The sequence below is a fragment of the Streptomyces sp. DSM 118878 genome (assembly GCF_052936595.1).
In genome coordinates, this window is record NZ_CP193622.1 from 4069956 (window position 1) to 4090650 (window position 20695).

General features: G+C 72.8%; 19 protein-coding genes. 7 read left to right on the forward strand and 12 right to left on the reverse strand.

Annotation, left to right across the window (positions count from 1 at the left end; all coding sequences use genetic code 11):
- Positions 1-2 precede the first annotated feature (2 nt).
- The 3 genes from ACRAKF_RS17995 to ACRAKF_RS18005 are packed head-to-tail and all read right to left on the reverse strand — an operon-like array spanning position 3 to position 3657.
- A complete protein-coding gene (locus ACRAKF_RS17995; RefSeq protein WP_447038177.1) occupies positions 3-1721 on the reverse strand; it encodes an L-aspartate oxidase in 1719 nt (572 codons plus the stop codon).
- Complete coding sequence (gene panC / locus ACRAKF_RS18000; RefSeq protein WP_447038178.1) at positions 1718-2722, reverse strand: pantoate--beta-alanine ligase; 1005 nt, start codon at positions 2720-2722, stop codon at positions 1718-1720. Before panC ends, ACRAKF_RS17995 begins: the two co-directional genes overlap by 4 nt.
- The gene (locus ACRAKF_RS18005; protein WP_447038179.1) at positions 2719-3657 is read right to left on the reverse strand and encodes a Rossmann-like and DUF2520 domain-containing protein; all 939 of its coding nucleotides are present in this window, start codon (positions 3655-3657) and stop codon (positions 2719-2721) included. The genes panC and ACRAKF_RS18005 overlap by 4 nt, the downstream gene beginning before the upstream one ends.
- A gap of 145 nt (positions 3658-3802) precedes the next feature.
- Here ACRAKF_RS18005 and ACRAKF_RS18010 point away from each other — a divergent pair, with 145 nt between their 5' ends.
- Positions 3803-5014 carry a threonine aldolase family protein gene (locus ACRAKF_RS18010; protein ID WP_447038180.1) on the forward strand — a complete coding sequence of 404 codons (1212 nt, stop codon included), beginning with the start codon at positions 3803-3805 and terminating at the stop codon, positions 5012-5014.
- Here ACRAKF_RS18010 and ACRAKF_RS18015 read toward each other — a convergent pair.
- A complete protein-coding gene (locus ACRAKF_RS18015; protein ID WP_447038181.1) occupies positions 4953-5198 on the reverse strand; it encodes a hypothetical protein in 246 nt (81 codons plus the stop codon). The two genes, ACRAKF_RS18010 and ACRAKF_RS18015, sit on opposite strands and share 62 nt — an antisense overlap.
- A gap of 336 nt (positions 5199-5534) precedes the next feature.
- On the opposite strand from ACRAKF_RS18015, the gene ACRAKF_RS18020 reads away from it, so the two are divergent.
- Both ACRAKF_RS18020 and ACRAKF_RS18025 read left to right on the forward strand, forming a co-directional pair.
- The gene (locus ACRAKF_RS18020) at positions 5535-6641 is read left to right on the forward strand and encodes a DUF5937 family protein (protein ID WP_447038182.1); all 1107 of its coding nucleotides are present in this window, start codon (positions 5535-5537) and stop codon (positions 6639-6641) included.
- A 175-nt stretch (positions 6642-6816) separates the two neighbouring features.
- Entirely contained in the window at positions 6817-7980 is a 1164-nt protein-coding gene (locus tag ACRAKF_RS18025) for a serine hydrolase domain-containing protein (protein WP_447038183.1), read from the forward strand.
- Between the two features lie 33 nt (positions 7981-8013).
- Here the strand turns inward: ACRAKF_RS18025 and ACRAKF_RS18030 are convergent, their stop codons facing one another.
- Both ACRAKF_RS18030 and ACRAKF_RS18035 read right to left on the reverse strand, forming a co-directional pair.
- Positions 8014-8688 carry a response regulator gene (locus ACRAKF_RS18030; protein WP_447038184.1) on the reverse strand — a complete coding sequence of 225 codons (675 nt, stop codon included), beginning with the start codon at positions 8686-8688 and terminating at the stop codon, positions 8014-8016.
- 68 nt (positions 8689-8756) lie between these two features.
- A complete protein-coding gene (locus tag ACRAKF_RS18035) occupies positions 8757-9962 on the reverse strand; it encodes a sensor histidine kinase (RefSeq protein ID WP_447038185.1) in 1206 nt (401 codons plus the stop codon).
- Between the two features lie 105 nt (positions 9963-10067).
- On the opposite strand from ACRAKF_RS18035, the gene ACRAKF_RS18040 reads away from it, so the two are divergent.
- On the forward strand, positions 10068-11075 hold the full coding sequence (locus tag ACRAKF_RS18040; RefSeq protein ID WP_447038186.1) for an SAM-dependent methyltransferase: 1008 nt from the start codon (positions 10068-10070) through the stop codon (positions 11073-11075).
- Between the two features lie 41 nt (positions 11076-11116).
- Here the strand turns inward: ACRAKF_RS18040 and ACRAKF_RS18045 are convergent, their stop codons facing one another.
- The gene (locus ACRAKF_RS18045; RefSeq protein WP_447038187.1) at positions 11117-12280 is read right to left on the reverse strand and encodes an NADH-quinone oxidoreductase subunit D; all 1164 of its coding nucleotides are present in this window, start codon (positions 12278-12280) and stop codon (positions 11117-11119) included.
- A 57-nt stretch (positions 12281-12337) separates the two neighbouring features.
- Between ACRAKF_RS18045 and ACRAKF_RS18050 the strand changes: the two genes are divergently transcribed.
- Together ACRAKF_RS18050 and ACRAKF_RS18055 are read left to right on the forward strand one after the other, a co-directional pair.
- Positions 12338-12847, forward strand: coding sequence for a PH domain-containing protein (locus ACRAKF_RS18050; RefSeq protein ID WP_447038188.1), 510 nt, complete (start codon positions 12338-12340; stop codon positions 12845-12847).
- The gene (locus ACRAKF_RS18055; protein ID WP_447038189.1) at positions 12844-14241 is read left to right on the forward strand and encodes a PH domain-containing protein; all 1398 of its coding nucleotides are present in this window, start codon (positions 12844-12846) and stop codon (positions 14239-14241) included. Before ACRAKF_RS18050 ends, ACRAKF_RS18055 begins: the two co-directional genes overlap by 4 nt.
- A 149-nt stretch (positions 14242-14390) precedes the next feature.
- Here ACRAKF_RS18055 and ACRAKF_RS18060 read toward each other — a convergent pair whose 3' ends face one another.
- From ACRAKF_RS18060 to ACRAKF_RS18075, 4 genes are all read right to left on the reverse strand, one after another.
- Positions 14391-15536 carry a hypothetical protein gene (locus ACRAKF_RS18060; RefSeq protein ID WP_447038190.1) on the reverse strand — a complete coding sequence of 382 codons (1146 nt, stop codon included), beginning with the start codon at positions 15534-15536 and terminating at the stop codon, positions 14391-14393.
- A 132-nt stretch (positions 15537-15668) separates the two neighbouring features.
- Positions 15669-16640 carry an ABC transporter substrate-binding protein gene (locus tag ACRAKF_RS18065; RefSeq protein ID WP_447038191.1) on the reverse strand — a complete coding sequence of 324 codons (972 nt, stop codon included), beginning with the start codon at positions 16638-16640 and terminating at the stop codon, positions 15669-15671.
- Between the two features lie 47 nt (positions 16641-16687).
- Entirely contained in the window at positions 16688-17368 is a 681-nt protein-coding gene (locus ACRAKF_RS18070) for an ABC transporter permease (RefSeq protein ID WP_447038192.1), read from the reverse strand.
- Positions 17365-18093, reverse strand: coding sequence for an ABC transporter permease (locus ACRAKF_RS18075; RefSeq protein ID WP_447038193.1), 729 nt, complete (start codon positions 18091-18093; stop codon positions 17365-17367). Before ACRAKF_RS18075 ends, ACRAKF_RS18070 begins: the two co-directional genes overlap by 4 nt.
- A 163-nt stretch (positions 18094-18256) precedes the next feature.
- Between ACRAKF_RS18075 and ACRAKF_RS18080 the strand changes: the two genes are divergently transcribed.
- Complete coding sequence (locus ACRAKF_RS18080) at positions 18257-19414, forward strand: ABC transporter ATP-binding protein (RefSeq protein WP_447038194.1); 1158 nt, start codon at positions 18257-18259, stop codon at positions 19412-19414.
- Positions 19415-19495: 81 nt separating this feature from the next.
- Here the strand turns inward: ACRAKF_RS18080 and ACRAKF_RS18085 are convergent, their stop codons facing one another.
- Positions 19496-20614: an alpha/beta hydrolase gene (locus ACRAKF_RS18085; protein WP_447038195.1), complete on the reverse strand. Its 1119-nt coding sequence runs from the start codon at positions 20612-20614 to the stop codon at positions 19496-19498.
- Positions 20615-20695 lie beyond the last annotated feature (81 nt).

Below are 20695 nucleotides of genomic sequence, written 5' to 3' on the forward strand. Positions count from 1 at the left end.
GGTCACTGCTCCTGGGGAGTGGGACGGATCGTCGGGGGGAAGTCGGGGCTCTGCGTCGTGTGGGCGGCCAGGGTGCGGTCCGGGTTCAGGCGTACGACGATGTGGCGCCGCCAGGCGGCGTCGTCGCGGTCGGCGTGGTCCTCGCGCCAGTGGCAGCCGCGGGTCTCCTCGCGGCGCTGGGCGGCGGCGACCAGGACGCGGGCCACGCACAGCAGGTTGGTCGTCTCCCAGGTGTCGACGCCGGGCTCCGCGGTCTTGCCGTCGTCGGCGAGCGCGCCCGCGGCCTCGGCGTGGATGCGGGCCAGGCGGGCCGCGGCCTCGGAGAGGGAGTCGGCGGAACGGAGGACTCCGGCGCCTTCGGTCATGACGCGCTGGATGGCGAAGCGGGCCTCGGGCGGCAGCAAGGGGTGAGTGGGTGTCTCCGGCTCCGCCACGGGGGCCGGCACGCGTGCGTGGAGGCCGTTCTCCGCGTGCCGTGCCGCGATGTCGGCGGCGATGCGCTCGGCGTAGACCAGTCCTTCGAGCAGGGAGTTGGAGGCCAGGCGGTTGGCGCCGTGCACGCCGGTGCAGGCGACCTCCCCGCATGCGTAGAGCCCGGGGACGGTGGTTCGGCCGCACGGGTCGGTGCGGACGCCTCCCGAGGCGTAGTGCGCGGCGGGGGCGACCGGGATGGGCTCGGTGATCGGGTCGATGCCGTGGGCGCGGCAGGCGGCGAGGATCGTCGGGAAGCGGTTCTCCCACATGTCGGCGCCGAAGTGCCTGGCGTCCAGGTACATGTGCTCGGCGCCCTGCTCCAGCATGCGGCGCGTGATGCCCTTGGCGACGATGTCGCGGGGCGCGAGCTCGGCCAGTTCGTGCTGACCGACCATGAAGCGCACGCCGTCGGCGTCCACCAGGTGCGCGCCCTCGCCCCTGACCGCTTCGGAGACCAGCGGCTGCTGGCCCTCCGCGTCGGCGCCCAGGAAGAGCACCGTGGGGTGGAACTGCACGAACTCCAGGTCGGAGACCTCGGCGCCGGCGCGCAGGGCGAGCGCGACGCCGTCGCCCGTGGACACCGAGGGGTTGGTGGTCGCCGAGAAGACCTGGCCCATGCCGCCGGTCGCGAGGACCACGGCCGGGGCGTGGACGGCGCCCACGCCGTCGTGCTGGCCCTCCCCCATGACATGCAGGGAGACGCCCGCGGTGCGGCCGTCGGCGTCCGTGAGCAGGTCGAGGACCAGGGCGTTCTCCACGGTCGGGATGCCCTGCGCGCGGACGGCCTCGACCAGGGCCCGGGAGATCTCCGCGCCGGTGGCGTCGCCGCCCGCGTGCGCGATGCGGCGGCGGTGGTGGCCGCCCTCGCGGGTCAGCTCGATGGCGCCCCCGGGGCCCGTGTCGAAGTGGGCGCCGGTCTCGATCAGCCTGCGTACGGCGTCCGGGCCTTCGGTGACGAGGGTGCGTACGGCCCCTTCGTCGCAGAGGCCGGCGCCCGCCACGAGCGTGTCGTCCAGGTGCTGTTCGGGGGTGTCGCCCTCGCCGAGGGCGGCGGCGATGCCGCCCTGGGCCCAGCGCGTGGAGCCGTCGTCGAGGCGTGCCTTGGTCACCACGACGGCCCTCAGACCTGCCGCCTGGCACCGCAGCGCCGCGGTGAGGCCGGCCACGCCGGAGCCGACGACCACGATGTCGGCGTCGAGGGACCAGCCAGGGGCGGGCGCGTGCAGCCGTATTCCGGTGGCACTCATACGGCGTCTCCGAAGGTGAGCGGGATGTTGTCGATCAGCCGCACCGTGCCGACCTTGGCGGCGACGGCGAGGACGGCTTCACCGGTGTGGCCCGGGCGGACCTCCTGGAAGTCGGCCGGGTCGACGAGCGCCACATAGTCGAGCTCCAGCGGGGGCCGCAGGCGCGCGGCGTCGTCGAGGACGAGGCGGGCCGCCGCGACGACGGCGGCCGGGCCGCCGCACGGCGAGGGCGTGGCGCACTGCGCCACGGCGTGGGCGTCGGCGGCCGCGCGGGACTCGCCGATGGCGTTCAGGGCGTCGACGCGCGCGCGTGTGGTGTGGGCGCCGGCGGCACGCGCGCGCAGGGCCTCCTGGGCGGCATGCCGGTCGCGACCGGCGAAGAGGGCCTGGGAGAGCGCCAGGGCGGTGCGGCGCTCGTCCGGCGTGAGGTAGCGGTTGCGGCTGGAGAGGGCCAGGCCGTCGTCCTCGCGCACGGTGGGGACGCCGATGATCTCCGCGTCGAAGTTCAGGTCGCGTGCCATGCGGCGGATGAGGGCGAGCTGCTGGGCGTCCTTCTGGCCGAACAGCGCCGTGTCGGGCCGGGTGAGGTGCAGCAGCTTGGCGACGACGGTGAGCATGCCGTCGAAGTGGCCGGGGCGCGTGGCGCCTTCGAGGACCGTGCCCATGGGGCCCGCGCTCACGCGGACCTGTGGCTCGCCGCCCGGGTAGACCTCGTCGACGCCGGGGGCGAACACGGTGTCCGCGCCCGCCCGCTCGGCGACCTCGATGTCGGTGTCCAGGGTGCGCGGGTAGCGGTCGAGGTCCTCGCCGGCCCCGAACTGGAGGGGGTTCACGAAGACGGTGACGACGACCTCGCCGTCGGGCCCCGCGGCGCGGCGGGCGGCGCGGATCAGCGCGGCGTGCCCGTCGTGCAGGGCGCCCATCGTCATGACGACGGCTCTGCGGCCCGCCCGCGCGCGCGTGCGCAGGGACTCGGCGGTGTGCACGAGGGTGGTGGTCATCGCTCTCCCCCTCCGGTGCCGCCCGCCGGGCCCGTGCCGTCGGCGAGCACTCCGAGGAGGTCCTCGGCGAGCTCCGGCTTGAGCAGGCCGTGGGCGAGGGCGCGGTCGGCGGTGGCGCGGGCCATCGCGAGGTACCCGGCGACGGTCTGCGGGGCGTGCTTGCGCAACTCGGCGATGTGGGCGGCGACCGTGCCGGCGTCGCCGCGCGCGACGGGTCCGGTGAGCGCGGCGTCGCCCGACCGCAGCGCGTTGTCCAGGGCTGCGCCGAGCAGGGGGCCGAGCATGCGGTCCGGGGCCGCGACTCCGGCGTCGCGCAGCAGGTCCATGGACTCGGCGACCAGCGTGACCAAGTGGTTCGCGCCGAGGGCGAGTGCCGCGTGGTAGAGCGGGCGGTTCTCCTCGGCGATCCACTCGGGCTCGCCGCCCATTTCGATGACGAGGGCCTCGGCGGCCAGCCGCAGCTCCTCGGGCGCGGTCACGCCGAAGGAGCAGCCGGCCAGGCGCTGCACGTCGACGGGTGTCCCCGTGAACGTCATGGCGGGGTGCAGGGCCAGCGGCAGGGCACCGGCCCGCAGCGCCGGTTCGAGGATGCGCGTGCCGTACCGCCCGGAGGTGTGCACGAGAAGCTGGCCCTGGCGGATCGCCCCGGTCTCCGCGAGGCCCTCGACCAGGCCGGGCAGGGCGTCGTCGGGGACGGTCAGGAGGACCAGGTCGGCCCGCTCAAGGACTTCGGCGGGTGTGACGAGGGGGATGTCGGGCAGCATGGCGGCGGCCCGCCGCACCGAGGCGTCGGACACCCCGGAGGCGGCCACCGGGCGGTGCCCGGCGAGCCGCAGCGACGCGGCGAGCGCGGGGCCGACGCGGCCCGCTCCGACGACTCCCACCGTGAGCCTCGCGGGGCGGTCCCGCGGGTCCGGCTGATGCGATGCGTTCACGCGATGAGCCTTCCGTTCCAGTCCGCTCGGGGTACCGGACGATTTCTCGTCATGCTAACGCGATCGGCGGCTGCCACGTCTTCCGCTGTCCACAGGCTGTGGTTATTAGTGTGACTGGATCGGGCGGGCGGGTCATGCTCTGGGCATGACTTCAACCGAAGCGGCACAAGCGCTCCTCCAGGACCGGACCGATCCCCCCGGCGCCGACGGGGAGCCGGACATCCGGGCGAGGCGCTTGGCGGCGGAGCGTGGCGCCACCCGTACCCTGACCCGCTCGCACGCGTACACCCCGCTCGCCGAACGCTTCTCGGCGCTCGCGGCCGCGGCCACCGAGGTCGTCGGCCCGGAGGAGTCCGCGGACATCTACGGGAACGGCGTCGTCGCCGCCCTGGAGGACGAGGTCGCGCGCCTGCTCGGCAAGGAGGCCGTCGCCTTCTTCCCGACGGGCACCATGGCCCAGCAGGTCGCTCTGCGCTGCTGGGCGGGCCGTACGGGGAACGCGACCGTGGCGCTGCACCCGCTGGCGCATCCCGAGCTCCATGAGGGAGGTTCCCTGGGCGCGGTCAGCGGTCTGCGTACGGTGCATCCGACGACCGCGCGGCGGCTGCCCACGGCCGACGAGGTACGGGACTTCCCCGAGCCCTTCGGGACGCTGATGCTGGAACTTCCGCTCAGGGACGCCGGTTTCGTCCTCCCGACGTGGGAGGAGCTCGAAGCGGTGGTGGAGGCGGCACGCGAGCGGGAGGCGGTCGTCCACTTCGACGGCGCCCGCCTGTGGGAGTGCCCCACCCATTTCGGCCGCCCCCTGGCGGAGATCGCGGACCTCGCGGACACCGTGTACGTGTCGTTCTACAAGTCCCTCGAAGGGCTGAGCGGCGCCGCGCTCGCGGGGCCTCGCACGCTCGTGGAGGAGGCGAGGGTGTGGCGCCACCGCTACGGCGGCCAGCTCTTCCAGCAGTACCCCGCCGCCGTCTCGGCCCTGCTCGGCCTGCGGCGCGTGCTGCCGCGGCTGCCCGACTACGTGGCCCACGCGCGCGTGGTGGCCGACGCGCTGCGCGAGGGGTTCGCCGCCGCCGGGGTGCCCTGGTCGCGCGTGCACCCCGAGCGCCCGCACACCCACCAGTTCCAGGTCTGGCTGCCGTACGAGCCCGGCGTACTGGACGAGGCGTCCCTCGGGCAGGCGGAGGAGACCGGGACCCAGCTCTTCGACCGGTGGTTCCCCGACGGGCCGCCCGGCCTCTCGGTCACGGAGGTCACCGTGACCGACGAGGGCCTGGCGTGGACGGCCGACGACGTCAAGGAAGCGGTCGCGGAGTTCGTGCGACGGATTCCCGCCGACGGCGCGCGTCACGGATGAGTCCGGCCAGCGCGGAGCGGATGCGGCCGTGTGCGGGGCGTTCCGCGATGACGGCCCGGAAGCGGCCGTAGTCGCGGATCTCGCGGACGGCCTGCCAGTCGTGGCGTCCCGGCGCGGGCGGCCTCGGCTCGCCGTGCTGGGCGGCACGGTAGGTGTCGAGCAGGTGCTGCTGGGTGACGCTCATGACGTACTCCCTCTCAAGGCAAATGGTACTTAACGGGCATTGACGGGCCGGTGGTGCCGCACTGACGGGTGGAAGGGCGGGCCGGCGCGGACGGCGGATCGGCGGATCGGCGGACATGGGCGAAGGGGACGCGGATCGCGGAACGGCGGGCCGGCCGCGATGACGGCTCGGCACGAAGGCCGCTCCGGCCGTAGGTGTCGGTCATCGGCGACGGCGGCGCTGCCGTGCTCCTTCGATGACCCCACACTGCTCCCCCGGCGCCACCGCCGTCGCGTCGATTGACGACGCTCGTCAATCGACGGCCGCGCTGTCAGTGGCGCGGTGCACCATGGGGCCATGAGCGTGCGCATCGACATCACCGGGCTCTCCCAGGAGCGGATTCACGTCGTGCCCTCGCCCCTGGCCGAGCTCGGCATGGCGCTGCACGCGCTGTCCGAGCCGGGCCACCACCCGGGGCTCCAGGGCTGGGCGACGGCCGTCTCCACGCGCCTCGACCCCTGCCTCGCGGACCGCATGTGCGAGGCCGACTTCCTGTGGCGCTCGACGTTCTCGGACGTGTTCGCGCCCTTCGCCGGACTGCCGGGCCAGAGCGCGCTCCCCGCGGCCACGCTCGCCGAGGAGCTCGACCAGCTCGACAAGCTCACCGACGAGCAGTTCGTGGACGCCGCCCTGGAGTTCACCTGCCAGTCGACGTACGCGGAGCCGGACCGCAACCTCCTGGCGGACCCCGTCGTACAGCAGCGCGCGCTGGACCTGGCCGCGGCCCGCGGGCCCCACCAAGTGCGGTTCACCCGGCGGCTCCTCGACGATCCGCCCGCCGTCCGCACCTGGCTCCGCACGCTGCTCCAGGAGTGCGACGAGGCGTTCTTCGCCGACACCTGGGCCCGCCTGAGCCATCAACTCGCCGCGGACGCCCGGCACAAGACCGAACTGCTGCGGCGCAAGGGCCTCGGCGAGGCGCTCAAGTCGATCTCCGGAGCGGTCTCCCTGGACGAGAGCGGCCACCGCATCACCATCGACAAGATCACCGATGGGCAGACGGCCACCGGCCACGGCGGTCTGGTGCTCGTGCCGACCAGCCTCGGCTGGCCGCACCTCATGGTGCTGCACCGCAGGGGCTGGCAGGCCTCGATCACGTATCCCGTGAGCGCCCCCGGCCTCACGTCCCCGCCCACCGTGGAGCAGCTCACCCGCCGCATGTCGGCGCTGGCGCACCCGGTGCGGATGCGGCTCTGCCGCCACCTGGCGCGCGGGTCGTACACCACGGGCGAGCTGGCCGACGCCCACGGCATGACCGCACCGGAGATATCCCGGCACCTGACGGTGCTGAAGAAGGCCGACCTGGTCACCACGCGCCGCCGCGGACGCTATGTGCAGCACCAGCTCGACATCAGCGTGGTCTCCCGCCTCGGCAGCGACTTCATCGAGGGCGTCCTGCGCTAGCCGGTACGGGAGCACGCCCGGGGGTCGGCCTGGAACACGCCGCCGGGGGTTAGCCCCACCGCGAGCCGACCGGGCAGCAGGATCGCCCCGGGCCGCCGCCGACGGAAAAGCTGGGTCCGGCAGACGCCGGGGGTTTCCCGGCGGCCCCGTAGCGACAACCCGTAGGAGTCGGCCCGTGCGTGAGCAGGCAGAACAGAGGCTTCGTCCGTCCGAGCGGCGCCGTGGCGGCCGGCCCGGAGCCCTGACGGCCGCGGCCCTGGTGACCGCCGTGGCCATGGCGTCGGCCGTCCTCACGCAGCCCGCGGCGGCGGCCACCGTCGCGCCCGACACCGTCCGGCAGGACCTGCGCGCACTGGTGCGCTCCGACGGCGTGCCCGCGGCGCTGGCGAGCGTCGAGGACCGGGCGGGCCACACCCGCACCTACACCGCGGGAACCGGTGACCTGGCGACCGGCGCGAAGGTGCCGAGGGACGGCCAAGTGCGGATCGGCAGCAACACCAAGGCGTTCACCGCCGTGCTGGTACTGCAACTGGTCGGCGAAGGGAAGATCGGCCTCGACACACGGATCGAGACCTATCTGCCGGGCCTCGTCCGCGGCGAGGGGATCGACGGCCGCCGCATCACCGTGCGCCAGCTCCTCCAGCACACCAGCGGCCTGCCCAACTACGTCAGGTACCTCGCCGAGGACGTCCGGTACTACGCCCCGCGCGACCTCGTCCGCCTCGCCCTGGAGCACGAGGCCGAATTCGAGCCCGGCAAGAAGTGGGCGTACAGCAACACCAACTACGTACTGGCGGGCCTCATCGTCGAGAAGGTCACCCGCCATTCCCTGGCCCACGAGCTGGAGCGGCGCATCATCGGCCCCGCCCGGCTGCACCACACCTACTTCCCCGCCCCCGGGGAGACGACCATCCGGGAACGCCACCCCAGGGGTTACGACAGGGACGCGGCGGGCGCCCCGGTCGACGTCACGGAGTACGACCCCTCCTGGGGCTGGTCGGCGGGCCAGATGATCTCCACCAACTCCGACCTCAACCGCTTCTACGGCGCACTCCTCGGCGGCCGTCTCCTCAAGGACGCCCAGCTCGCCGAGATGCGCACCACCGTCCGCGCCGACTACTTCGGCCCCGGCGCCCGCTACGGCCTGGGTCTCGTGAGCAGGCCGCTGTCGTGCGGCGGCGTCTACTGGGGCCACGGCGGCAGCATGACGGGTTACGAGACCCGGGGCGGCGCCACCGACGACGGCCGGGCCGCCAACGTCGCGGTGACCACGCAGCCCTCCGACAAAGCCGTCATGGACCACGTCGACGCCGTCGTGGACAAGGCCCTGTGCCGCTGAACCGGGACCCGGGCAAGCCCCCGTCGCACGGCTCTAGGAGCCGCCGCCCCCGGCCCGCACGAGGCCGGTCTCGTAGGCGAGTACGACGACCTGGACCCGGTCCCGCAGCCCCAGCTTCGTCAGGATGCGGCCGACGTGCGTCTTCACGGTCGCCTCCGAGAGGACGAGCCGCGCCGCGATCTCGCCGTTCGACAGGCCCTGCGCGACCAGGATCATGACCTCGCGCTCGCGCTCGGTGAGCCGCTCCAGCTCCTTGTGCTGCGGCTGTCCGCCCGCGTTCGGCAGCATCGGCGCGAAGCGGTCGAGCAGGCGCCGCGTCGTGGACGGCGCGACCACCGCGTCACCGCTGTGCACCGAGCGGATGGCGGTGAGCAGCTCACCCGGCGGCACGTCCTTGAGCATGAAGCCGGACGCGCCGGCCTTCAGCCCCGAGAAGGCGTACTCGTCGAGGTCGAAGGTGGTCAGGATCAGCACCTTCGGCGGGTTCTCGCCCTGGCAGATGCGCCGGGTCGCCTCCACGCCGTCCAGCTTGGGCATGCGCACGTCCATCAGGACGACGTCGACCGCGGTCGACCGCAGCACTTCCAGGGCCTCGACCCCGTCGCCCGCCTCCGCGACGACCTCCATGTCCGGCTGGGCGGCGAGCACCATCCGGAACCCGGTGCGCAGCAGCACCTGGTCGTCGACGAGCATCACGCGGATCGACATCAAGGGAGTCCCTTCGGGGGGTATGTCGTTGACAGGTGTCATCGGTTGTCAGGTGTCATCCATGGACATCAATGAGTGGGCTTGAGGGGCAGCAGGGCGCTGATCCGGAAGCCGCCGCCGGGCCGCGGGCCCGCGTCCAGCGTGCCGCCGACCATACCCACGCGCTCGCGCATGCCGATCAGGCCGTGCCCTCTGCCGTCGGCGCCGCCGTCCTCGTACAGCTCGTGCGGGGCGCCCTTGCCGTCGTCCTCGACGAGCAGCCCCAGGCCGTCGTCGAAGTAGACCAGGCGCACGCTCGCCCCTGCCTTCTCGCCGCCGTGCTTGCGCGTGTTCGTCAGCGCCTCCTGGACGATGCGGTACGCGGTGAGCTCGACGCCGCTGGGCAGCGGGCGCGGGGTTCCCTCGACCTTGTAGTCGACGGGCAGACCGGACGTGCGCACCTGTTCGATGAGCTCGTCGAGCTGCTCGACGTCGGGCTGCGGGACGTACTCGGAACCCTCCTCGGGCTCCCCGGTCCGCAGCACGCCGAGCAGGCGCCGCATCTCCGCGAGGGCCTGGCGGCCGGTCCCCGAGATCGTCTCCAGGGCCTTCTTGGCCTGGTCGGGCGCGGCGTCCAGGACGTACGCGGCGCCGTCGGCCTGGACCACCATCACGGAGACGTTGTGCGCGACCACGTCGTGGAGCTCGCGCGCGATGCGCGCCCGCTCGGCCGCCACCGCGACCTTGGACTGCGCCTCGCGCTCCCTCTCCAGCCGGTCGGCGCGCTCCTCCAGCTGGGCGAGGTAGGCGCGGCGGGTGCGGACGGAGTCACCGAGGACCCAGGCGAGCGCGAAGGGCACGATCTGGAACGCCGTGACGAAGATGGTGCCGACGACACCCAGGTCCCCCTGGGGCCAGCGCATCATCGCGAGCGGGGCCGCGCACAGGCCGCCGATCAGCGCGAACCGCGAGGCCCACTTCGCCCCGTCGGTCGCCGCCGTGTAGATGATCACCAGCATCGCGAAGTTCGCGGGCAGCGTCTCCACGTCGAAGACGAGCTGGAGGAAGCCGATGACCGCGGCGAGCACCAGCATCTTCTCGGGCGCCCGCCGACGCAGCGCGATCACCAGGCAGAGCCCGAGAGTGGCGGGGATCGCCCCGATGGACGGCTCGTTGTGGCCGTCCGCCTCGTTCGTGGCGACCAGACCGATCCCGGAGATACCGAGCAGGACGAGAGCCCAGAAGCCGTCGACCCAGGTCGGGTGTCTGCGGAGGAAGTCATAGAGGCGCTGCACGTAACCCAGCGTAGGCAGGCCCACGGCGCTCCGGGGTCAACCGGAGGTGCGATCCGTATCGAGCGCGTGTACTCCCCAAGGTGGAGGCCCGCTTAGCCTGCGGTCGTGACGAACGACGAGCAGACGAGCCCCATCGCCCTCCCGCGCGGCTGGCGCGAGGCCTCGGAGACCGCTCTGTACGGGCCGGACGGCTTCTACCGCCGCCCGGAGGGACCCGCCGGACACTTCCGCACCTCCGTGCACGCCTCGCCCCTGTTCGCGGGCGCCGTGGCGCGGCTCCTGTGCCGCCTGGACGGCGTTCTCGGCCACCCGGACGAGCTCGCCTTCGTCGACATGGGCGCGGGCCGCGGAGAGCTGACGGCGGGGGTCCTGGCCGCGCTGCCCGCCGAAGTGGAGGCACGCGTGCGTGCGTACGCGGTGGAGCGCGCCGAGCGGCCCGCCGGGCTCGATCCGCGGGTGCGGTGGCGGTCCGCGCCCCCGGCCGGCGTCACGGGGCTGCTCTTCGCCAACGAGTGGCTGGACAACGTCCCCCTGGACGTCGCCGAAGTAGCCGCGGACGGCACGGCCCGCCGCGTCCTCGTGAGCGGCGACGGCACGGAGTCCCTCGGCGGCCCCGTGGAGGGGCGGGACGCCCGCTGGCTCGCCCGCTGGTGGCCGCTGGGCGCCGAGCCCGGCCGGCGGGCCGAGATCGGGCACCCCCGCGACGAGGCGTGGGCGGCGGCCGTAACGGCCCTGGAGCGCGGCCTGGCGGTCGCCGTGGACTACGCGCACCTCCGGGAGGCCCGGCCGCCCTTCGGGACGCTCACGGGCTTCAGGGCGGGCCGCGAGACGGCACCCGTGCCGGACGGGAGCTGCGACATCACGGCACACGTGGCGCTGGACGCCTGCGCGCTGGAGGGGGCCGCTCTGCTCAGCCAGCGGGCGGCGCTCGGCGCGCTCGGGGTGAGCGGCGGCCGCCCGCCGCTGGCCCTGGCCTCCAGCGACCCCGCGGCCTACGTACGCGCGCTGGCCCACGCCGGGGAGGCCGCCGAGCTGACGGCACCCGGCGGGCTCGGCGACTTCCGGTGGCTGCTGCAACCGGTCGGCATCCCGGACACGCTGCTCACGCCCTGACGCGACGCGTCCCGTGCGGCGCTGCTTGGCGCTACTTGTCGCTACTTGTCGATGTCTCCGACCACGAAGAAGAGCGACCCCAGGATGGCCACCATGTCCGCGACCAACTGGCCGGGCAGGAGTACGGCCAGCGCCTGGATGTTGTTGAACGAGGCCGACCTCAGCTTCAGGCGGTACGGCGTCTTCTCGCCCTTGGAGACCAGGTAGTAGCCGTTGATGCCGAGAGGGTTCTCGGTCCACGCGTACGTGTGGCCCTCCGGGGCCTTGAGGACCTTCGGGAGGCGCTGGTTGACCGGGCCCTGCGGGAGCTCCGCGAGCCGGTCGAGGCAGGCGTCGGCGAGGTCGAGGGCGTTGTGGGTCTGCTCCAGGAGGCACTCGAAGCGGGCCAGGCAGTCGCCCTCCTCGCGCGTGACGACCTTCAGGGTGTCCTGGAGTTCGCCGTACGCGAGGTAGGGCTCGTCGCGGCGCAGGTCGAAGTCGACCCCGGAGGCGCGGGCGATGGGGCCACTCACTCCGTAGGCATGCGCTGCCTCGGCCGTGAGGACGCCGACGCCGCGCGTACGGCCGCGGAAGATCTCGTTGCCGAGCACCAGACGGTCGTACACGTCCATGCGCGAACGCACCGACGCGACGGCCTCCCGCGCGCGCGTGGTCCATCCGGCGGGCATGTCCTCCTTGAGGCCGCCCACACGGTTGAACATGTAGTGCATGCGCCCGCCGGAGATCTCCTCCATGACGTTCTGGATCTCCTCGCGCTCGCGGAACGCGTGGAACACCGGGGTGATCCCGCCCAGTTCGAGGGGGTAGGAACCGAGGAACATCAGGTGGTTGAGGACGCGGTTCAGCTCCGCGAGCAGGGTGCGTGTCCACACCGCCCGCTCGGGCACCTCCATGCCGAGCATCCGCTCGACGGCCAGCACGACGCCCAGCTCGTTCGAGAACGCCGACAGCCAGTCGTGGCGGTTGGCCAGCATCACGATCTGCCGGTAGTCCCTGGCCTCGAAGAGCTTCTCCGCGCCGCGGTGCATATAGCCGATGACCGGCTCGGCGTGCTGGATGCGCTCGCCGTCCAGGACGAGGCGCAGGCGGAGCACACCGTGCGTGGACGGGTGCTGGGGGCCGATGTTGAGCACCATGTCGGTGCTCTCGGCCGCGCCGCCGATGCCGAGCGTGGTCTGCGTGGTGGTCTCCGTCGTGGGACTCATGCGCCCAGTCTCCCTCACGCGCCCCCGGGTGTCGGAGGTCGTACGTACGCTTGAGGCATGGACACGGGGACGGCAGGGCCCGCACGACCGGCGGGGGCGCACGAGGGACCGGTCTGGACGGGGCTGCCGCGCGGCCTGCTGAAGATGCGGCGGCTGCTGCTCGTGTTCTGGATGGTGGCGCTCGCCGCGGCCGTCGGCGTGCTGCTCGGCCTGTTCGCGGGCCCCGCGTGGGCCGCCTTCGCCCTGCTGCCGCTCGCCGTGGCCGCGTGGGGCTGGTGGATGCTTGAGCGCAACTGGCGCTCGTGGCGGTACGCGGAGCGCGTCGACGACCTGCTGATCAGCCGGGGCGTGCTGTGGCGCGAGGAGACCGTCGTGCCGTACGGCCGGATGCAACTGGTCGAGGTGACCTCGGGCCCCGTGGAGCGGCACTTCGGGCTCGCGGGCGTCCAGCTGCACACCGCCGCCGCGGCCACCGACGCGCGCATCCCGGGGCTGCTCCCCGAGGAGGCCGAGCGGCTCCGCGACCGGCTGACCGAGCTCGGCGAGGCCCGATCGGCGGGGCTGTGAGCGGCGACGCGTCCGTGGCGGACGGGGTCGCGGAGGACGGGGTCGCGGAGGACGGGGTCGCGGAGGAAGCGGCGGTCAAGGGCGGGCCGCCGGGCGGCGGCGCGGTCCCCGAGCGGCGGCTGCACCCCGTCACGCCGCTGCGCCGCGCGTGGGCGCCGTTCGCGATCCTGGTGGGCTGGGCGGTCCACGACCCCAACGGCACGCAGCAGCGCCTCTCCGAGCTGACCGCGACCACCCTGCTCATCGGCAGCGCGGCCGTGGTGCTCGGCGGAGCCGCGTACGGCCTGCTGAGCTGGTGGTTCACCCACTTCGCCGTCACCGACACCGAACTGCGCATCCGCACGGGCCTGTTCTTCCGGCGCACCGCCCACATCCGGCTCGACCGCCTCCAGGCCGTCGACGTGACGCGGCCGCTGCTCGCCCGCATCGTGGGCGTCGCCAAGCTGAAGCTGGACGTCGTCGGCGCGGACAAGAAGGACGAGCTGGCCTTCCTCGGCGAGCGGGAGGCGGCCGAGCTGCGGGCCGAACTCCTCGCCCGCGCGGCCGGTTTCGCCCCCGAGCAGGCCCGCGAGGTCGGCGAGGCCCCGGTGCGGGGCCTCCTGCACGTACAGCCGCGCATGCTCGCCGTCTCCCTGCTGCTGACCGGCGCGCCCTGGGTGATGCTGATGGCCGCGGTGGTCGTGCCCGCCTTCCTCTGGTTCGCCACGCACAGCGTCTGGACCGTCCTCGCGACGGCCCTGCCGATGCTGGGCGGCGCGTTCGCGAGCAGCGGCGGGCGCTTCATCACGGAGTACGACTGGACGGTGGGCGAGTCCCCCGACGGTCTGCGCATCGACCACGGGCTGCTCGACAAGGCCCACGAGACGGTGCCGCCGGGCCGCGTGCAGACCGTGCACATCGTGCAGCCGCTGCTGTGGCGGCGGCACGGCTGGGTGCGCGTCGAGCTGGACGTGGCGGGCTCGTCCAACAGCGTCCTGGTGCCGGTGGCGCCGCGGGAGCACGCCGAGGCGGTGATCGGGCGCATCCTGCCCGGCGTCCGCGTGCCGGGGACGGCCGAGCTGGTGCGGCCGCCCGCGCGCGCGGCGTGGTGCGTCCCCTGGTGGTGGAAGGGGTACGGCATCGCGGTCACCGACGCGGTCTTCGCGGCCCGGCACGGCCTGTTCAAGCGTCGCCTCTCCCTGGTGCCGCACGCCAAGGTGCAGAGCGTGCAATTCTCGCAGGGCCCCTGGCAGCGCTCCAAGGACGTGGCGGACGTACGGGTCCACACCGGCGCCAACAAGACCGTGACGGCACGGCTCCGCCCGGCCGCCGAGGCCGCCGGTTTGCTCCAGTCCCAGGCGGACCGCTCCCACACGGGCCGCCGCGAGGCCCGCCCGGACCGCTGGATGGCGTGAGCCGAGGGGGGCAGGCGGGCCGGGCCGGGGCGCCTGCTTACACGAATCACACGAAAGTCCCGGCGACACGCCGTGCGATACGGCGTGTCGCCGGGACTTTTCGCGACTCCCGATTCCGGCGGGCGGGTCGGCCGGCGGGCCCGCGGGCGTTACGCCCGCAGGGCCGTCCGGAGGCCGGCCACGTCGATCTGTTCGGTTTCGTCGTGGGCCGTCAGGTCGATGACCTGGCCCACGCCGCGTGCCGCGTCGGAGTCGGGCGCGGCCTTGAACTCCGCCTCCGCCTCGGCCTTGTGCACCGCGAGGGCCTCTTCGCCGACCACGTCGGCGAGGTCCTCGTTCTGCACGGTCTCCAGCGCGCCCGCGACGACGTCCTTGTTGCCGAAGAAGTCGAACCCGCCCTGCGGTACCGGGCGGCGCGCCTGCACGGGCGGCGCGACGGCGACCGCGCGCTCATGCCCCCCGTATCCGTCGGCCGCCCCGGGCTTCCCCCGCGACTCGTCCTCCGCTTCCGGCGCCGCGGCGGGCTCCGCTCGCGGCGTCACGGCGGGCTCCGCTCGCGGCGTCATACGGTCGAGCGCGGCGTTGGCGCGCTGGAAGAGCGACGGCGTCGGACCGGCGCCCGGCAGGGCTGCGGCCTGAGCAGGGACGACACCAGCACCGGCACGGGCACCAGCACCGGCGGCCGAAGCGGCTCCCGCACGCGGGCCGTCCTCGCGCGGGGCAGCGTTCTCCGTACGCCCGGCGGGCGCGGGAGCTCCCGCCCGCACCGCGGGTACGAGGTCCACCGCGCCCGGCACCATGTCCTCGGCGCCCGCCTTCGGCAGTGCGGCCGCCGGGGACGTGGCCTCGATGGCGAGCAGCCGCCGGCCTTCCAGGGCGCTGGCCCGCTCGGTCTCGGCGGTCGCGTACCGGCGCAGCAGCTCGGCGTGTTCGTTGCGCAGCGCGGCCAGCTCGGCCCGCTTGGCGCGCAGCTTTGTCTCCAGCCTGCCCCGCAGCTCGCGGGACTCCTCGAGGTCGCTCTCGGCCTCGGCCATCCGTTCCTCGTGGCGCCACTCGTCGCTCGCGCGGGCCCGGCCGAGCTCGGCGACCCGTTTCCCGGCCGCCTGATCCCAGCGGCGCATGACCACCGAGCCGACGACGGCAGCGGCGGCCGCGGCCGCGACGAGCCCGCGGAGCACGATCGGTTCCGCGAACATCCAGGCGCCGCCGGCGCAGAGAACAGAGACGCCGGCGACCGTCGAAGGCGGAAGCAGCCTGTGCAGGGGTGGGGAATGGCGGTGACGTCCACGTGGCATGGCCAGAAACTTACCGCGCGTAGGCGAAGTCATGTGTCCGGCCCGCCAAAAAGCAGCCTTCTCGGCCACGACTCGTCATAATTGCCCATCCCTTTTCTTGATCAACTAGCTGATCAACCAGCCGAACCGGTCTCAGACCAGGCCCTTCGACTCCAGGTACTCCTTCGCTACATCGGCTTCCTTCTGGCGCTCCTCGTCGACCTTCCGGTTGAGCTCCATGAGGTCGTCCGTGGTGAGCGTCTTGGTCAGCTTGCCGAGTGCGTCGGCCAACTCCTTGTCGCCCGCCTCCTTCTCGTTCACCACGGGAAGGACGTTGTCCGCGTTCTGGAGCTTCTTGTCGTCCTCGAGAATGACGAGGTCGTAGTTCTTCAGCGTCGCGTCGGTCGTCGTGGTGAGCACCAACTGGTCCGTGCCGTTCTTGACGGCCTGCTTGGACTGCGTGGTGCCGACGCCCTTGGGGTCGATTCCGCTGACGTCGATGCCGTACTTCTTCTTCAGACCGGGCGCGCAGAACGGCCGGGACTCGCATTCGTCGCCCGCCGCGATCTTGACTTTCTCGCCCGACTTGCCGAGGTCGGAGAGCGTCTTCAGCTTGTGCTCCTTCGCGAATTCCTCGGAGACCGCGAACGCGTTCTGGTCGACCGCCTCGCCGGCGGGGAGCACCTTGAGGCCCTCGGGCTCCGCGAGCTTCTCCAGGGCGCTCACCGTGGCGTCGAGATCGCTGGAGGCGACGAGCTCGGCCTTCGGGCCGTTCTTCTCCAGGTTCAGGAATTCCGCGAGGGTCGCGGCGTATTCGGGCACGACGTCGATCGAGCCCTTCTTCAGTTCGGGCGCGTAGATCTCGCGGTTCTGCACCGTCTTGACCTCGGCGTCATATCCGGCGTCAGCGAGAACGCCCGCGTAGAGCTCGGCGAGGACCTTCTGCTCGGTGAACCGGGCCGTGCCGACCACGACCGAGCCCTTCTTGTCACCGCCCGCCTTGTCCGACCCCTTGCCGTCGTCCTCCAGGCTGTCCCCGCCGCACGCGGCGAGCCCCGCGGTCAGCGCCATGACGGCCGCGGCCGCCCCTGCCATCCGTCGCGCGCGACGCGTTGTGCTGTTCATCGGTGAACCACCATTTCGAAGGGAATTCCAGGAGAAGTGAAAGACGCTCAGCGGGTGGCGCCGCCCGTCCTGCGCATCGGGTCGAAGAGGCGTCCCGCCACCACCAGGGCGCCCTCCACGAGCAGCGCGAGCAGCGCCACCAGGACCGCGCCCGCGACCACTTGCGGGGTGTTCTGCAGGTTGAACCCGGCGGTGATGATCCGGCCGAGGCCGCCCTCCCCCGCCATCGCGGCGAGCGTGGCCGTCGCGACGACCTGCACGCCCGCCGACCGGACGCCGGTCATGATCAGCGGATACGCCAGCGGCAGCTCGACCCGGGCGAACAGCTGGCCACCGCTCATGCCCATCCCCCGCGCGGCCTCCACCACGGACCGGTCCACCTCGCGCATCCCGAGGTAGGCGTTGGTCAGCAGCGGCGGCACGGCGAAGAGGACCAGCGCGATCAGCGTCGGGGCGTCGCCGTGCTCACCGAGCGGGGTGAGCGTAAGCAGGATCAGCAGGGCGAGGGTGGGCACCGCGCGGCCGACGTTGGAGATGTTGACCGCGAGGGCGCCGCCCTTGCCGATGTGGCCGAGCCAGAGCGCGAGGGGGAGCGCGATCAAGCAGGCGACGGCGAGGCAGACCCCGCTGAAGTACAGGTGCTCGGCCAGGCGGTGCCACACCCCCTTCTCGCCCTGCCAGTTGGCGCCCGTGGCCAGCCAGTCGTACGCACCGGTGATCGCGTTCATGCAGGTTCAGCCACCTTGGCCACGGCCGCCTCGCGGTCGGCACGGCTCGTCCGTATTCGGTGGGCCCTCGTCCAGGGCGTCAGCCACCGCTGGAGGCCGAGCAGGAGCAGATCGGCGGCGACGGCGAGGAGCACGCAGAGCACGGACGCCGTGAGCACCTGGGCCTTGAAGGTCGTGTCGAGGCCGTCGAGGATCAGGGTGCCCAGACCGCCGTAGTCCACGATGGCGCCGACGGTCGTCAGGGCGACCGTGGAGACCGTGGTGATGCGGACGCCGGCCAGCAACGCGGGCAGCGCGAGCGGCAGTTCCACCTCCCACAGCAGCCTCAGCGGGCCGTACCCCATGCCTTGGGCGGCTTCTCTGGCCTCGTCCGGGACCGCCTGGAGCCCGGCCAGGATGTTCCGCACGAGGACCGTGAGGGAGTACAGGACCAGGCCCGTGACGACCAGCGAGGCCGAGAGCCCGAAGAAGGGCAGGAGCAGCGAGAACATCGCGAGGGAGGGGACGGAGTACAGCACGGTCGTCACGCCGAGGATCGGCCCCGTGAGGAAGCGCCACCGCCGGGCCAGCAGCGCGAGCGGCAGGGAGACGGCGAGTCCGATCACCACCGAGACGAGCGTGATCCCGACGTGCTCAAGGGTCGCGTCGATCAGCTCCTGACTGCGGGAGCGGACATATTCGCCGCAGATCCAGTCGTTGGTGACCAGACAGTTCCGCTCGGCCACGCGCCCCACCTCCCCCGAACCCTGATTTCCCGGACGCGCCGTACACACGTCCCCCCGTGTCTGGCGACCCTAACGCGCGGCACCGACAATCGCCGAGAGTCGTTGTACGGCCGCAATACTGACGACACGCAATGCCCGCCGCCGCCCGCCACAATGGGGAAACATGATCCGGTTCGAGCACGTCACCAAGCGCTACGCGGACGGCACCACGGCCGTCGACGATCTGTCCTTCGAGGTCGCGGAGGGCGAACTGGTCACGCTCGTCGGCCCGTCGGGCTGCGGCAAGACGACCACGATGAAGATGGTGAACCGGCTCATCGAGCCGAGCGCGGGCCGGATATTCGTCGACGGCGACGACATATCCGACGTCGACCCGGTCCAACTGCGGCGCCGCATCGGCTACGTCATCCAGCAGATCGGCCTCTTCCCGCACAAGACGGTCCTGGAGAACACCGCGACCGTCCCGCACCTCCTCGGCGTCAAGCGGGGCAAGGCCCGCGAGCGCGCCGCCGAACTCCTCGATCTGGTCGGCCTCGATCCCGCCGTCTTCGGCGACCGCTATCCCGAGCAGCTGTCCGGCGGCCAGCGCCAGCGGGTCGGCGTGGCCCGTGCCCTGGCGGCCGATCCGCCGGTGCTGCTGATGGACGAGCCGTTCGGCGCGGTCGACCCCGTGGTCCGCGAGCACCTCCAGAACGAGTTCCTGCGGCTTCAGCAATCCATGCGCAAGACCGTCCTGTTCGTCACGCACGACATCGAGGAGGCGGTGCGCCTCGGCGACCGCATCGCCGTCTACGGCCACGGCCGCGTCGAGCAGTTCGACACTCCCTCGACGGTCCTCGGCTCCCCCGCCACCGAGTACGTGGCCGACTTCGTCGGCGCGGACCGGGGGCTCAAGCGGCTCTCCGTGACACCGATCGAGGAGGGCGACCTGGAACAGCCCCCCGTGGTGCACCTCGACGACCCGCTGCCGAAGGAGCTCGACGCCCGCTGGGCCGTGGTCCTCGACGGCGGGAACAACCTGCACGGCTGGATCTCCGCCGAGCACGCGCGCGTGGGGCACGGCACGGTCCGCGAGCACGCCCGCCGCATGGAGGCCTGGCTGCCGGTGGGCGCGAGTCTGAAGCAGGCGTTCGCGACGATGCTCCAGCACGACGCGGGCTGGATCGCGGTCATCGACAAGGCCGGCGAGGGCCGTTTCCTCGGCGTGCTCACCCCGGCCCGGCTGCACGAGGCGCTGCGCCGCTCGACGGCGGCCGACGCGCGGGCGGTGGCGCGCGCGGACGTCGAGCTGGAGACGGTGGCGGCCATCAGCAAGACGTGACCCGCCGCAGCCCCGCCGCCCCGCCGCCCGCCGCGACGACGCCCCGCCGCGACGACGCGGCCGAGGAGTTCAGCCGGCCGCTCAGCCGTCGCTCAGCCGGCCGCTCATCCACTGGAGCGTGGCGGGGATCTCCCTGCGCCAGGTGTTGAAGTTGTGCCCGCCGCTCTCCAGCGTGATCGACGACACGCGCGTGGGCGGCTTCACCGCGCCGATGAAGTCCAGGGTGTCCTGGTAGTTGTCCTCGCCCTTCTTGCTGCTGGTCACCAGGAGGGACGTCCTTGGGTGCGGCTCGTGGCGGAGGTACCACATCAGGTCGGCGCGGCGCTCCAGGTCCTCGTCGCCCTGGAAGAGGTCGCCGGTGGTGACGTCGATGGGCGCCTTGTAGTACGCGGACAGGCCCGCCGCGGCGCCGTACCGCTCGGGGTGGTGGACGGCGAGCTTCAGGGCGCAGTAGCCGCCCGTGGAGTCGCCGACGACGCCCCAGCTCCGGGCTCCGGTGCCCACCCTGTAGTGCCCCGAGATGGCGCTGGGCAGGTCCTTGGCGAAGAAGGTCTCCGCCTGCGGGCCGCCGGGGACGTCCACGCACTCCGTGTCGCGCGGCGGCGCGACGGTCGGCCTCATCATGATCAGGACCATCGGCTGCATCTTGCCCTCGGAGGCCAGCCTGTGCGCGGTCTGGGGGTAGTGCAGCCCCTTGATGAGCGCCTCGGCGGTCCCCGGGTAGCCGGTGAGGACCACGGCTGCGCGGAACTTGCGGTTCTTGTGCTGCGGCTGGAAGTACTCGGGCGGCAGGTAGACGTAGGCCGGGCTGGCGATCTGTGACGCCCTGCCACCGATGTCGATCTTCTGGATCTGGCCTCCGGTGACCGTCCTGTGGCCCCCGGGAACGTCCACGGACCGGGTGTCGAGGACCTTGATGGGCCCCGCCCCCTTGGCCGGGTCGTGGTCCACCACGAGGCCGGGGCTCGTCTCCTGGCCGAACAGGTCGGCCCACGTGGCGTAGAAGCCGAAGGCCTGGTTGGCGGCCAGGCCCACCGAGGCGAAGATGGCGACCTGCGCGGCGAGAAGCAGCCCGACGCGGCCCGTGACCGCACGCCAGGTGCGGCGGGCGAGCCGCGGCCAGAGCCAGATCGTGCCGAAGAAGAGCACTACGGCCAAGAGGACCGCGAGGGCCAGGACCTCGTTGCTCGTGAGTCCCATGGGGATTTCCTGCCTGCGCTTTCTGCCTGTGCCCCGAGAGAGCCGCGGCGTGACCGGAACCGACCGGAAACCGACCGGGAC